This is a genomic window from Streptomyces sp. NPDC047002 (genome assembly GCF_040704505.1).
Taxonomy (GTDB): Bacteria; Actinomycetota; Actinomycetes; order Streptomycetales; family Streptomycetaceae; genus Streptomyces.
Map to the genome: position 1 here is coordinate 16,332 of NZ_JBEYWC010000021.1, position 13,676 is coordinate 30,007.

Consider the following 13,676-nt stretch of genomic DNA (forward strand, 5'->3'; position numbering starts at 1 on the left):
TCTGATCGAATTTGCTAACGGCCGATCTCTTGTTACCGTTCTAGAAGCCCGGTCGCTGGTGCATCCCCCGTCGCCAGCGACCGGGCCTTTGCGTTCTCAGGACGCCCCTGCCGAGGTCGTGGCATTGCTCCGATTTCCCGGCCTCCGCCCGCTTCGACCGCCGTTTACCTGCGGTTTCCGGGGTGGTGAGGGGCGGCAGGGCCGACCAGGGACAAGGGGACACGGCGGCCCCAACTCCCCCTGTACGGCGCTGACCTGCGCGATCGCCAGGGGCTCCGGGCGCCGCGGCGCCGGGCCTGACCCGGCGCACCGCGGACGCGCACGGCGCGGCTTTCGGTGAATTTCCGCGCACACCCTGCCCGTCGGGCCATAGGCGGGGAATTGAATTTTGTTCAGTACATCTCAGAACATCTCAGTACGCGAGTCTGCTGCCCTCGTCGGGCGCGCTCGTACTGGCCCGCACCAACGCGTCCACGACGGCCTCGACATCGGGCAGCCAGGGCGCCGCGGAACCCGGCAGCGGGCCGCGTTCCCACCGCACCTGACCGCCCGCGGCCTCGGACGGCGGTAGCACCAGGTAACCGCCGCCGCTGTGGAAGCGGAGGGAGCTCGGCACCCACGGCTTCGCGTACAGGAGGTCGCCGAGGCGTTCGAGGCCGTACGGGGCGACCAGGATCGACCAGCGGGTCGGCGTCGCCACCACCGGGCCGAGCCGTACGTCCGCGCGGTCGAGCGCGGCGAGTGCCTGCGCGCCTGCGACGGCCGGCAGGCTGATCGCGCAGGGCGCGGAGCCGCCGGTCGCGAGGACGACGGGGGCGGTCGGCCGGTTCGTCCACCACCAGCGGACCATCCGCTCGTCGCACGTGGCCGCGAGCAGGCCGGGGTCGAAGGGGTGCGCGCCCGGCACCGCGCACTCCGGGTCGGGGCACGAGCAGCCCGTGCCGCGGGTGCCGCGGCCGCCGGTCGCCTTCAGCGCGGCACCGGGGACCACGGGCCATCTCCACGCGGAGAAGGTGAGCGCCGCATCGAGTGGGGCAGGCATCCCCTTGCGCCGGAGCCGGAGCCTGCGTCGCCTTCCGAGGATCTCGCGCATGAGCGCTCGTTCCTTTCCGTTGAACGCCGAGTCCACATGAACACTGACTGACACCATCTGCGGTGCATCACTTCGTCGTGCATACCGTCGCGCATACAGCCGTGCGTACATTCAGCCATTCAGTCGTTCAGCGTCGCGCTGCCGGGGTTGCCCGGTCCCGCATCCGGTACGCGCCGGTGCGCCGTACGGCTCCGGGCGTCCTGCGGGCGGTGGCGCGCGGGCGCCCTGCTGCTGTCCCGCTGTGCTGTGCGTGGTGCTCGCCACTCCGGGGAGACGGGGAGACGGGCGGCGGTCGGGCCCCGGCCTGTGTGACGCCGGGCCGCTGCCGCCGGGTTCCGCGGGGCCCCAACTGCCCCTGTCCGTCACCTTTTACGTACCCATCGCGTACGGAATGACGCTCGGGAGAACGCTTCCGCGGGGCCGTGGACTTCCCGTGGACCCCGGAAAAAACCTTCTTGAGCGCGCTCAGTCGATCGCAAAAACCACAGAGGGGGTACTTTTTTCGGTCAACTTCGCTACGGAGCAGGAGATCGGCCGGGGCACCGGCTTCACGCTGGACATTGCCCGAGTTGTGCGTGTACATGTGGGTACATTGCCGACCGCGCAGAATGATATGGGGGTTTTGCGATGCTATTCAGCGAAACGCACCGCCCGGAAGGTCGGTTGCCGTGAGTGCTCCACAGGTGCGGAAAGTGGCCGGAATCAGTCCCTTGGTTCCCTCGCCTGCCCAAACACCCCCTCCGCTCGACGACCTGCAGGCGCCGCCCGTCGTCCTCATCCAGGACCGGCTCGCCGGCTGGGTCTCCGACCTCACCACGCTCCACGAGCTGACCGAGCGCCTGGCGCGCACCGACCGCCTGGAGTCCGCGCTGGCCGAACTGCTGCGCGCAGGTGCCGCACTCGTCGGCGCGCGGCGCGGCCTCGTCGTCCTCGACCCCGCCGACGACGAGGGCCCCCGCACCACGGTCGGCCTCGGCCTCTCGCGGTCCGACATCGGCCACCTGGAGACCGTGCCGCACGCCGCCACCGCGTTCGGCGCGCTGCTCGACGGCGCGGGCCCGCTCGACGGCGCGGGCGGCGGCACGGCAGCGCGGCCCGCGGCCGTCGCCGCCCCCGACCTGCTCGCGGACCCGGCGACCGACCCGCGCCACCGGGACGTCGCCCTGCGCATCGGCTACGGCGCCACGTACGCGGTGCCGCTGCTCAGCGACCCGGACGCCAACACCGCGGGCGAACCGGCGGGCCGCCGCCCGCGCCGGCTCGGCGCCGCCGTCTGGCTGTACGACGAGCCGGCGGAGCCCGATGAGCGCAGCCGCCACCTCGTCGGCCTCTACTCCCGCTGTGCGGGCGAGCACCTGGCGCGCCTCGTCGAACTGGAACGGGCACGCTCCCGGGTGGCCGCCCTCGCCGAGGGGCTGCTGCCCGCGCGGCTGCCGCACGTGCCCGGCGTGCGGCTCGGCCTGTGCCACCACAGCGGGCCGCGCGGCGGCGGCCACTGGTACGACGCGCTGCCGCTGCCCGACGACTGCCTCGGCCTCGCGGTCGGCGCGGTCGACGGCGCGGGCCCCGCCGCTGTGGCCGCGATGGGCAGGCTGCGGGCGTCGCTGCGCGCGTACGCGGTGATGGAGGGCGAGGACCCGGTCGCGGTCCTGTCCGACCTCGAACTGCTGCTCACCCTCACCGAGCCGGGCCGCACGGCCACCGCGCTGTTCGCGTACGCGGAGCCTGCGGCGGGCCGCGTCCTGCTCGCGGGCGCGGGGCACGCGCCGCCGCTGATCGTCGGCGACCGGCGGTGCGAGTACGTGGAGACGACCCTCTCGGCGCCGCTCGGCATGCTGGCGTGCTGGGAGGCGCCCAGCGTGGAGGTGGTTCCCGAGCCCGGAGAAACGGTGCTGCTGTACACCGACGGGCTGCTGCGGCGCACCGGCGACCCGGTGGACCGGGCGTACGCGCGGCTGCACGCGGCGGCGGCGAGCGTGCCGGCGGCCGTGCGGGACGACCCGCAGGCCGTCGCCGACCATGTGGTGCGCACCGTGCTGGCCGACTCGGGGGCCGCCAGGAGCGGGGGCCACGGCGGTGACGGTGGTACGGACGACGTGGTGCTGCTCGCGGTCCGCTTCGAGGGCTGAGCGCCGTCGCGTGGACTGAGGGGCGTGCGAAGGCGGCCGCGCGGTTTCGACGGATTTCTCACAGCCGGGGTCCGGCCGGTGCCGCCCGCGCGCGCGGCTCCTTACGATGGACGCGGCCGGTGCCGTACCGGGAGCCGGTGGTCGTAGCGAGGAGAAGACGTGGCCGACGGGAGCGGCCGGGAGAACCCCGGCGCCGAGGCGGAAGCGGAAACCCCGGGATCCCCGGAGACCCTGGACATCCGGGAGACCCCGGAGAGCGCCGAGAGCGCCGAAGGTGCCGAGAGCACCGAGAAGCCCATCAAACAGCGGAAGAACGGACTGTATGCCGCCGTGTCCGACGAACTCGCGGAGAACATGAGGGCCGGCTGGGCCGACACCGAGCTGCGGGGCCTCGCGCCCGTGCCGGAGGCCGGGCACACGGCGGCGCGGCGCGCCGCCCTTTCCGAGCGGTTCCCCGGTGAGCGCCTCGTGGTGCCCGCAGGCAATCTGAGGACCCGGTCGAACGACACGGAGTACCCGTTCCGCGCGGCCACCGAGTACACGTACCTCACCGGGGACCGCACGCAGGACGGCGTGCTCGTGCTGGAGCCCGAGGGCGCCGCGGGCCACACCGCGACGGTGTACCTGCTGCCGCGTTCCGACCGGGAGAACGGCGAGTTCTGGCTCGACGGCCAGGGCGAGCTGTGGGTCGGCCGCCGCCACTCGCTCGCCGAGTCCGAGCAGCTGCTCGGACTGCCGGCCGAGGACGTGCGGAAGCTGCCCGCCGCGCTCGCCGACGCCACGGGGCCCGTACGGGTCGTGCGCGGCCACGACGCGGGCATCGAGGCCGCGCTGGCCGACAAGGTGACCGCGGAGCGCGACGAGGAGCTGCGGGTCCACCTCTCCGAGGCGCGCGCCGTGAAGGACGCGTTCGAGATCGGCGAGCTGCAGAAGGCCGTGGACGCGACGGCGCGCGGCTTCGAGGACGTGGTGAAGGTCCTCGACCGGGCGGAGGCGCACGAGCGGGGCGAGCGCTACATCGAGGGCACGTTCTTCCTGCGCGCCCGCATCGAGGGCAACGACGTGGGCTACGGCTCGATCTGCGCGGCGGGCCCGCACGCGACCACGCTGCACTGGGTGCGCAACGACGGCAGGGTGCGCCCCGGCGAGCTGGTCCTGCTCGACATGGGCGTCGAGACCGACACCCTCTACACGGCGGATGTCACGCGCACGCTGCCCGTCGACGGCCGCTTCACCGACCTCCAGCGCCGGATCTACGACGCGGTGTACGACGCGCAGGAGGCGGGCATCGCTGCGGTGCGCCCCGGCGCGAAGTACCGCGACTTCCACGACGCGGCGCAGCGGGTGCTCGCCGAGCGCCTCGTCGAGTGGGGCCTGCTCGAAGGGCCGGTGGAGCGGGTGCTCGAACTCGGCCTCCAGCGCCGCTGGACGCTGCACGGCACGGGCCACATGCTCGGCCTCGACGTGCACGACTGCGCCGCCGCGCGCCGCGAGGTGTACGCGGACGGCACGCTGGAGCCCGGCATGTGCCTGACGGTGGAGCCCGGTCTCTACTTCCAGGCCGACGACCTGACCGTGCCCGAGGAGTACCGGGGCATCGGCGTGCGCATCGAGGACGACTTCGTCGTCACCGAGGACGGCAACCGGAACCTCTCGGCGGCGCTGCCGCGCACCTCGGCCGAGGTGGAGAGCTGGATGGCGGGTCTGCGCGGCGCCTGATCCCGTACGCGCCCGTGCGCACCGCAGGCGCCACGGACACATGACGAGGCACGAGGCACGAGGCACGAGGCACGAGGAACAACTAGGCACGGGGAACGAGGCGCGAGGACGGCCTCTCCGCGCGGCTCAGATCGCGTGGAGCAGGTCGTCCTCGCGCCATTTCAGGATCTTGTCGAAGCTGACGACGGCGCCGTGGCCAGGGCCGTTGCGGAAGTGGACGTGGTCGGCGAGCTGCTCGATCAGCCCGAGGCCCCGGCCGCTCTCCGCCACGGACGGCGGCAGCGGGTTCCTGACGACGCGTCTCGCGGGGAACCCCGGCCCCGCGTCGGCGACTTCGATCCGGCACTTCTCGCCGTCCAGATAGGCGGTCACGCGGTAGCCGCCGCCCTCGACGCCGTCCGCCGCGCCGTCCCCGCCGTGCTCCACGGCGTTGGCGCACGCCTCTGTGAGCGCGACCGACAGGTCGAAGGAGACGTCGGGGTCGACCCCCGCCGTGTCCATGGCGCCGAGCAGCAGGCGCCGCGCGAGAGGGACACTCGCCGCTTCCCGCCGCAAATGCAGAGACCACCAGATGCTCATGCTCCAGCCTCCTGGCCATGGCTCGACATACGGAGACGTATTGCCGCATGCGGCCTTCCGTAAGCCCGCCTCCCGTGGTAAGGCCCTCGTTCGGCCGACGCGGGGCGCGCGTGCCTGCGTGTATGGGGCAGAGCGTGACGTCCCGGACCTGCCCGTACGCGGCGGGGAGCACAGTGCGATGATGGCCCCGCCATGAATCCCGCCCTGCGCGCCGCCGTCGGCGCACGGCTGCTGAGGGCCGCGGTGTTCGCCGCGGTCTGCGCCGTGCTGTCCGCCGTGGGCCACGCGATGGCGGCCTGTGCGTCGGTGCCCCGCTGGTCGGTGGTGGCCGGATTCCTCCTGCTGCTCGCCGCGGCCGCTCCGCTCGCCGGCCGTACGCGCTCGACCGCGGGCACGGTCGCCGCGCTGGCGGCCGGCCAACTCGGCCTGCACGCGCTGTTCGGGCTCGCGCAGCAGCGGGCCGCGGCCCCCGCGCCCGCCGGCGGCGACGCGGTCGTCCGCACGGCCGCCACCCTGGTGTGCGGCGCGGGCCACGGCCTCAGCCACGCGCAGGCGCTGCGGGTCCTCACCCGGGCGCACATCAGCCCCGAGAGCGTGACCGCCGCGTCGGGCGGGGCGGCGGGCACCGTGTCCGACACGGCGTCAGCCATGCCCCCTATGCCAGGTATGGCCGGCATGCCCGGCATGGGGGGCGGGACGGGGTCGGCGGCCGGCTGGTCCTGGCTCGCCGGGCTGCTGCCCTCGCTGCCGATGCTCCTCGCCCACCTGCTCGCGGCGCTCGCCGCCGGCTGGCTGCTGCGCCGCGGCGACCTCGCGCTGCTGCGGCTGTGCGAGCTCTCCGAACAGGGCGCCGAGGGCCTCGGCGAGGTCCGCGAGACACTGACCGACGCCGCGCGGCTGCGCTCCCTGCGCGCCGCGCTCACCCTCGTACGGCACCTGCTCGCCGGTCTTCCGGGTGCGCGCGTGCTGCCGCCCGGGCCGCCGCTCGCGCACCGCATACCCGCCGCACCCTCCGCGGTGGCACTCCAGCACACGGTGGTCAGGCGCGGGCCGCCCGCGGCGGTCGCGCTCGCCGCCTGACACGACGCCCTCGGCACCCGGGAGACGGGAGAGGCGGCGTCGTGCTGCCGCCGTGCGACCGCACGCGGCTCCCGCCACCACCTCACCCCCTGGGGAGTGTTCTGTGTTCTCTGTGTTCTCTGTGTCTGCTGTGTCCTCCAAGCCTGCTGTGTCCTCTGAGTCCGCCGGTTCCGCCTGGCGGCCCCCGCGCGCCGGGTCCCGCGCGCGCACCCGTCTCGCCAGGCTCAGCGTCGCCGGCGGTGTCGCAGGCTCCGCCGTGCTGCTGCTCGCAGGCCCCGCGTCCGCGCACGTGACCGTGCAGCCGCACGGCGACGCGGCCAAGGGCGGCTCGGCCGTCGTCGACTTCAAGGTCCCCAACGAGCGCGACAACGCCACCACCACCAAACTCGAAGTGGCCTTCCCCTCCGACCACCCGCTCGCCTCCGTGATGCCCGAGCCGGTGCCCGGCTGGAAGATCGACGTCACCACGTCGAAGCTGGCCAAGCCGGTGGAGCTGCACGGCAGCAAGGTCACAGAGGCGGTGTCCAAGGTGACCTGGACCGCGCAGGGCGACGGCATCCCCGTGGGGCAGTTCCAGCTGTTCCCGGTCTCGCTGAGCACGCTGCCCTCCGACGCCGACCAGGTCACCTTCAAGGCCCTCCAGACGTACTCCAACAAGGAGGTCGTCCGCTGGATCGAGCCGCAGCAGCCCGGCGCCCCCGAGCCTGAGGACCCGGCGCCCGTCCTCAAGCTGACCGCGGCGTCCGCCGCGGACGGCGCCGCGCAGGGCGGCACCGGGCACGCCGCGGCCGAGACCTCCGCCAAGAACGCGCGGGCGGCCGGCGATTCCGGAGGCTCGGACACCGACACCGTCGCGCGGGTACTGGGCATCGTCGGCATCGTGGTCGGCGCCGCGGGCGTCGCGTACGGGCTGTTCGTCGGCCGCCGCCGCACCGCCGCCTGATCCCGCGCCAGTGGGCCGGGGAGGGGGCACGCACCCCCCCCTGCCCGGCCCCGGCCCCGAAACCCCGCTCGTCCACAGGAAAGATCTCATGCGCAAGAAGACGCTCATCGCGGCGGCCGCCCTCACGGCGGCCGCGGCCCTCACCCTCACCGCCTGCGGCGACGACAGCACCAAGCCGAAGGCCGTGGCCGACGTCTCCGGCGGGCAGCGGCCCGGCGCGGCGACCGTGCTCGACCCGGCGTTCCAGAAGCCCGACCTGGTGCTGAAGGACACCCACGGCAAGACCTTCGACCTCCGCGCGGAGACGAAGAACAAGCCGACGCTGCTCTACTTCGGCTACACCCACTGCCCCGACGTCTGCCCGCTGACGATGAGCAACCTCGCCATCGCGCGGAAGGCGCTGACCAAGGCGGAGCAGGACAAGCTCCAGGTCGTCTTCGTCACCACCGACCCCGAGCGCGACACCCCGGCCGAGCTCGGCAAGTGGCTGCCGGCCGCGGGCGACCCCTCCTTCATCGGCCTCACCGGCGACTTCAAGACCATCCAGGCAGGCGCCAAGAAGCTCGGCATCGGCATCGACCCGCCGGTCAAGCAGAAGGACGGCACCATCGTCTCCACGCACGGCGCCGAGGTGATCGCCTTCTCCCCGAAGACCAACGACGGCTACCTGCTGTACGGGGACAACACGACGGCCCAGGACTACGCCAAGGACCTGCCGAAAATCATCGAAGGGAAGCGGCCGTGACCCGCCGCGCCGCCCTGCTGCCCGCGGCGCTCCTCGCGGCCGGGCTCGCCCTGACCGCGTGCTCGGGCGGCGGCTCGGACGCCGCGGCGAAGCCCGCGGGCGGGGGTGCACCGAAGCTCGCGGTCTCCGGCGCGTACATGCCGCAGCCGGTGGGCGACCTCGCCGCGGGCTTCCTCGTCGTGCACAACGCGGGCCGGGGCGACGACCGGCTGACCTCCGTCACCAGCCCGCTCTCCGACAGCGTCTCCATCCACAGGACCGTCGACAACCGGATGGTCGAGGTGGCGTCCTTCGACGTCCCGCCGGGCGGCACGCTCGACCTCGCGCGCGGCGGCAACCACATCATGCTCATGGGCATCGAGCACCCGCCGAAGCAGGGCCAGCGCGTCGAACTGGACCTGCACTTCAGGAAGACCGGCACGATCAAGGTCACCGTTCCCGTCAAGGCGGCCAACTACCAGCCGCCCGCCACGCCGTGAGTGAGGGACACCAGACGCCATGACAGCTGCCACCGCCCCGTACCCCGTACCGGCAGGACCGCGCCCGCGCCGACGGCCCGGGCCGCCCGACGGGCCGCCCCGCGCCAGGATCGCCCGGCTCCTGGCGGCCGCGGGCGTCGTCGTCGCCGCCGTGCTGTCCGTGCTGACCGTGTTCGCGGGCAGCGCCTTTGCGCACGCGGCCCTGACCGGCAGCGACCCGAAGGACGGGGCGGTGGTGGCCACGGCGCCCAAGGCGGTCACCCTGACCTTCTCCGAGCAGGTCTCGCTCGGCAAGAACGCGATACGGGTGCTCTCGCCCGGCAACAAGCGCGTGGACACCGGGAAGATCACCGACGTCAGCACCAAGTCGGCCGCGAGCTACCGGATGGCGCTGCGCCCCGGCATCGGCGACGGCACGTACACCGTCGCCTGGCAGGCGGTCTCGGCCGACACCCACCCGGTGGCCGGCGCGTTCACCTTCTCCGTCGGCGCGCCGTCGAAGACCGCGGCGAGCGTCACCGGCCAGAACGCGGGCGGCGGGCCGGTCGGCGTGCTGTACGGGATCGCCAGGTACGTCTCGTACGCGGGCTTCACCGTCCTCGTCGGCGGCGCCGCGTTCGTCCTGGTCTGCTGGCCGCGCGGGGCGTCCGTGCGGCCGCTCCAGCGGCTCGTGGTGCGCGCCTGGACGGCCTTCACCGCGGCGACGCTCGCGCTGCTGCTGCTCCGCGGCCCCTACACCGGCTCGGGGAAGCTCGCCGACGTCTTCGACCTGGACGGGCTGCGCGACGTGCTCGGTACGAAGGAGGGCGCGGCGCTCGTGTCGCGGCTGCTGCTGCTCGGCGCCGCCGCGGTGTTCGTCGCGGTGCTGTTCGGGGCGTACGCGCGGCGCGGCGGGGACGGGGAGGACCGCGCCGACCGGCGCGACCTGGCGTTCGGGCTCGGCGTCGGCGGCGCGGTCGTCGCCGCGGGGCTCGCGGCGACCTGGTCGCTGAGCGAGCATGCCTCGACGGGCATCCAGACCGGGCTCGCCATGCCGGTCGACATGGTGCACTTGTTGGCGATGGCGTGCTGGCTCGGCGGGCTCGCGGCGCTGCTCACCGCGCTGTACCGGGCGCCGTCCGTGGACGCGGCGGCGGTACGGCGGTTCTCGGCGCTGGCGTTCTGGAGCGTGGCCGCTCTCGTGGCGAGCGGCCTCTACCAGGCGTGGCGGCAGGTCGGCACGTTCTCCGCACTGGCGTCGACCTCGTACGGGCGGCTGCTGATGATCAAGGTCGGCCTGGTCGTGGTGATCGTGGTGATCGCGTACTTCTCCCGCCGCTGGACGGCGCGGCTCGCGCAGGCGCCGCACGCGTCCGCGTCCGCCGCTGCCGCGGAGGCGGGAGCGGCCGAGCCGCTCCCGGTGGGGGCGGCCGCCGCGGGATCCGCAGCGGGTGCGGGGACTTCCGGTGCGGGCGCCGGGTCCGGTGTGAAGTCCCGTGCGGGCTCGGGTGCTGCGGGCACGCGGCCCGAGGGGGGCGCGGCGTCAGGAGCGGAGTCCCCTGCGGGGGACGGCGGGGCCGGCGCGGGTGCCGGGTCCGGCACAGACACCGATGCTTCCGGCGCGGGCGCAAAGGCGCGGGCCGTGCAGTTGGCGCGGCAGCGGGCGGCGGTGGACACGGCGCGCACCAAGCGGGTGCGCGACGCGGACCCGGCGCGCGGCGGCCTGCGCAGGTCGGTGCTTGCCGAGGCCGCGGTGGCGGTCGTGGTGCTGGTGTTCGCCGTGATCCTCTCCGACACGGAGCCGGCGCGTACCGCGCAGGCGGCCGCGCACACCCCGGCGGGCGCCGCGGCGGCCGCGGTGCCGAAGGGCGGCCCCGTCGACCTGTCGCTGCCGTTCGACACGGGCGGCCGGCAGGGCAAGGGCGTGGCGGAGTTCTACCTGGAGCCCGCGCGTGCGGGCGGCCAGAACCTGATGCACCTCTATGTCAACGGCCCCGACAACCGGCCCCTCGACGTCCCCGAGGTGAAGGCGAGCCTCACCCTGAAGTCGCGCGGCATCGGGCCGCTCGCGATCACCCCCGAGCGGTTCGCGCCCGGCCACTGGGCGGCGGAGCACGTGCAGATCCCGCTGCCCGGCACCTGGCAGCTCGCGCTGACCGTCCGCACGTCCGACATCGACGAGACGACCGTCTACAAGAACATCACGATCGGCTGAGCCAGTGACCGACACCTCCAAGCACCCCACGAAGAACGGCGCGCGCACCACCCCGCCCCCGGCGGCGGACGCCGCGGGGGGCGGCGTCTCCCGGCGGCGGCTGCTCGGTGCCGCGGGGGCCGCGGGCGCCGGCGGTCTCGTCGTCGGCGCGGCCGGGGGCGCGGGCGCCTACGCGGCGACCCGGCCCGCCGCGCCCACGCCGCTGACCGGGCTCGGCGCGCGGGCCGTCCCCTTCCACGGCACCCACCAGGCGGGGATCGCGACCCCGCTGCAGGCCGCGGGCCACCTCGCCGCCTTCGACCTGGCGCCTGGCGCGGGCCGCGCGCAGGCGGTGGCGCTGCTGCGCCGCTGGACCGCCTGCGCCGCCGCGATGGCCGAGGGGCGGCCCGCGCCCGACCACGACACGGGCGTCGCGCTCGACGCGGGCCCCTCCTCGCTCACCGTCACCTTCGGCTTCGGCCGCAGCTTCTTCGACCGCACGGGCCTGGTGAAGCAGCGCCCCGTGCAGCTCGACCCGCTGCCCGCGTTCTCCTCCGACCACCTCGACCCGGCCCGCAGCGAAGGCGACCTGTGGGTGCAGGTCGGGGCGGACGACGCGCTCGTCGCCTTCCACGCGCTGCGTGCCCTGCAGAAGGCGGCGGGCGCGACGGCGCGCGTGCGGTGGCAGATGAGCGGCTTCAACCGCTCCCCCGGCGCCACCGCGCACCCCATGACCATGCGCAACCTGATGGGCCAGATCGACGGCACGGGCAACCCGCAGCAGTCGGCGCCCCGCTTCGACGAGCAGGTCTTCGTGCCCGCCGAGCCGTCGGCGGGCGGCGGCCCGCTCGCCAGTCCTGCGTGGATGGCGAACGGCTCGTACGCGGTGGTGCGGCGGATCAGGATGCTGCTCGACGACTGGGAGAAGCTCTCCGTCGACGCGCAGGAGAAGGTCATCGGGCGCCGCAAGTCGGACGGCGCCCCGCTGACCGGCGGCACCGAGCGCACGGCGATGAACCTGACGAAGACAGGACCCGAAGGGAAGCTCGTCATCCCCGCGGACGCGCACGCGCGGATCGCGCAGCCGAGCGCGAACGGCGGGGCGGCGATGCTGCGCAGGGCGTTCTCCTACCAGGACGGGATCGGTGCGGACGGCGCCCCTGACGCGGGCCTGCTGTTCGTCGCCTGGCAGGCCGACCCGCTGAAGGGGTTCGTGCCGGTGCAGCGCAAGCTCGACCGCGGCGACGCGCTCTCGGCGTTCATCAGGCACGAGGCGAGCGGCCTGTTCGCGGTGCCCGGCGGGGCCGCAGAAGGGGAGTACGTGGGGCAGCGGCTGCTGGAGTCCTGACCGCCCGCGCCCGGCCGCGCACGTGGAGTCCTGAGGGGACGGCGGCCCCGCCGCCGCCCTATCGCGGGGCCGCTAGGGTGGGCCGCATGTCGGCCACGCGCTATACGTATCTCGGGCCCGAGGGCACCTTCACGGAAGCCGCCCTGCGCACCCTGCCGGAAGCCGCCACCAGAGAGCTGACGCCGATGGTGTCGGTGCCCGCGGCCTTCGACGCCGTCCGGTCGGGGCAGGCTGCGGGCGCGTTCGCCGCGATCGAGAACTCGGTGGAGGGCGGTGTGACCGCCACCATCGACGAACTCACCGGCGGGGAACCGCTGATGATCTACCGCGAGGTGCTGCTGCCGATCACCTTCGCCCTGCTCGTACGGCCGGGCACCGCGCTCACCGACGTGCGGACGGTGACCGGGCACCCGGTGGCGCAGCCGCAGGTGCGCGACTGGCTGCGGGAGCGGCTGCCCGAGGCGGTGTGGGAGTCGGCCGCCTCGAACGCCGACGGCGCGCGGCTGGTGCGCGAGGGCAAGTACGACGGCGCGTTCGCCGGGGTGTTCGCCGCGGTGACGTACGGCCTGGAACCGCTGGTCACCGACATCCACGACGCGGCGAACGCGGTGACGCGCTTCGTCCTCGTCGGGCGCCCGGGACGGCCCGCGGCGCCCACGGGCGCCGACAAGACGTCGCTGGTGATCTGGCTCGGCGACGACCACCCGGGTGCGCTGCTCGGCCTGCTCCAGGAGTTCGCCGTGCGGGGGGTCAACCTGATCCAGATCCAGTCGAGGCCGACCGGCGCCGGCATGGGCAGGTACTGCTTCGCCGTGGACGCGGAGGGCCATGTCGCGGAGCGCCGGGTGGCGGAGGCGCTGATGGGGCTCAAGCGGATCTGCCCGAAGGTGCGCTTCCTCGGCTCGTACCCGCGTGCGGGGGTGGCGCCTTCGGACGTGCCGCCGCCGCGGCCCGGCACGTCGGACGCCGACTTCATCGCGGCGGCCGAGTGGCTCGCGCGGAGCCAGGACGGACGCTCCTGAGCCGCTCGCCCGCTGGGTGCCCGGCTCCTTTGTGCACAGTTCCACTCAGCCTGTGGATAACTATGCAAGTTATCCACAGGAATAGATCTCGACCTGAGGACAAGTCGACAAGGCGAGTCCGATACATCGACAAATCTCCCGAGTCACTCGTTCGCTGTCCACAGGGTGTGGGGCGTTGCCAAGCCCTCACATGACCCTCACCCGCGGTGATCGTCCATGCAGGAGGGCCAATTCCCACTCGAAGGAGTGGGAATTGCAGGTTTAGCAGCAGATTTGTCCGGCGGCCGCCCTTCCGGAAAAATGATCAAGCCCATTGTCCACAGCGTCACGCGCCGACCTGTGGATAACTACCCCCGGGGCCTTTCC

General features: G+C 73.9%; 10 protein-coding genes and 1 pseudogene. 9 read left to right on the forward strand and 2 right to left on the reverse strand.

Translation table 11 applies throughout. The features are described from left to right. Positions 1–412: 412 nt before the first annotated feature. On the reverse strand, positions 413–1,093 hold the full coding sequence (locus AB0910_RS19950; protein ID WP_366745924.1) for a bifunctional DNA primase/polymerase: 681 nt from the start codon (positions 1,091–1,093) through the stop codon (positions 413–415). A gap of 422 nt (positions 1,094–1,515) precedes the next feature. Here AB0910_RS19950 and AB0910_RS19955 point away from each other — a divergent pair. Together AB0910_RS19955 and AB0910_RS19960 are read left to right on the forward strand one after the other, a co-directional pair. Then, positions 1,516–3,222: pseudogene (locus AB0910_RS19955) on the forward strand (PP2C family protein-serine/threonine phosphatase). A 231-nt stretch (positions 3,223–3,453) separates the two neighbouring features. Further along, the gene (locus AB0910_RS19960; RefSeq protein WP_366746007.1) at positions 3,454–4,941 is read left to right on the forward strand and encodes an aminopeptidase P family protein; all 1,488 of its coding nucleotides are present in this window, start codon (positions 3,454–3,456) and stop codon (positions 4,939–4,941) included. 126 nt (positions 4,942–5,067) lie between these two features. Here AB0910_RS19960 and AB0910_RS19965 read toward each other — a convergent pair whose 3' ends face one another. Beyond that, entirely contained in the window at positions 5,068–5,520 is a 453-nt protein-coding gene (locus AB0910_RS19965) for an ATP-binding protein (RefSeq protein ID WP_366745925.1), read from the reverse strand. Positions 5,521–5,712: 192 nt separating this feature from the next. Between AB0910_RS19965 and AB0910_RS19970 the strand changes: the two genes are divergently transcribed. The 7 genes from AB0910_RS19970 to pheA all read left to right on the forward strand — a co-directional run bounded on the left by AB0910_RS19970 (position 5,713) and on the right by pheA (position 13,310). Continuing rightward, the gene (locus AB0910_RS19970) at positions 5,713–6,600 is read left to right on the forward strand and encodes a hypothetical protein (protein ID WP_366745926.1); all 888 of its coding nucleotides are present in this window, start codon (positions 5,713–5,715) and stop codon (positions 6,598–6,600) included. A gap of 256 nt (positions 6,601–6,856) precedes the next feature. Next, positions 6,857–7,543, forward strand: a complete 687-nt coding sequence (locus AB0910_RS19975) for a YcnI family protein (RefSeq protein ID WP_366746008.1) — start codon at positions 6,857–6,859, stop codon at positions 7,541–7,543. Positions 7,544–7,631: 88 nt separating this feature from the next. Further along, on the forward strand, positions 7,632–8,288 hold the full coding sequence (locus AB0910_RS19980) for an SCO family protein (RefSeq protein WP_366745927.1): 657 nt from the start codon (positions 7,632–7,634) through the stop codon (positions 8,286–8,288). A 50-nt stretch (positions 8,289–8,338) separates the two neighbouring features. Beyond that, positions 8,339–8,767 (forward strand): copper chaperone PCu(A)C, encoded by a 429-nt coding sequence (locus AB0910_RS19985; protein ID WP_366746009.1) that lies wholly within the window; start codon positions 8,339–8,341, stop codon positions 8,765–8,767. A gap of 19 nt (positions 8,768–8,786) precedes the next feature. Beyond that, positions 8,787–10,961: a copper resistance protein CopC gene (locus tag AB0910_RS19990; protein ID WP_366745928.1), complete on the forward strand. Its 2,175-nt coding sequence runs from the start codon at positions 8,787–8,789 to the stop codon at positions 10,959–10,961. 4 nt (positions 10,962–10,965) lie between these two features. Further along, positions 10,966–12,288 carry an iron uptake transporter deferrochelatase/peroxidase subunit gene (efeB, locus tag AB0910_RS19995; protein ID WP_366745929.1) on the forward strand — a complete coding sequence of 441 codons (1,323 nt, stop codon included), beginning with the start codon at positions 10,966–10,968 and terminating at the stop codon, positions 12,286–12,288. A gap of 86 nt (positions 12,289–12,374) precedes the next feature. Then, positions 12,375–13,310 (forward strand): prephenate dehydratase, encoded by a 936-nt coding sequence (gene pheA, locus AB0910_RS20000; RefSeq protein ID WP_366745930.1) that lies wholly within the window; start codon positions 12,375–12,377, stop codon positions 13,308–13,310. Positions 13,311–13,676: the final 366 nt, after the last annotated feature.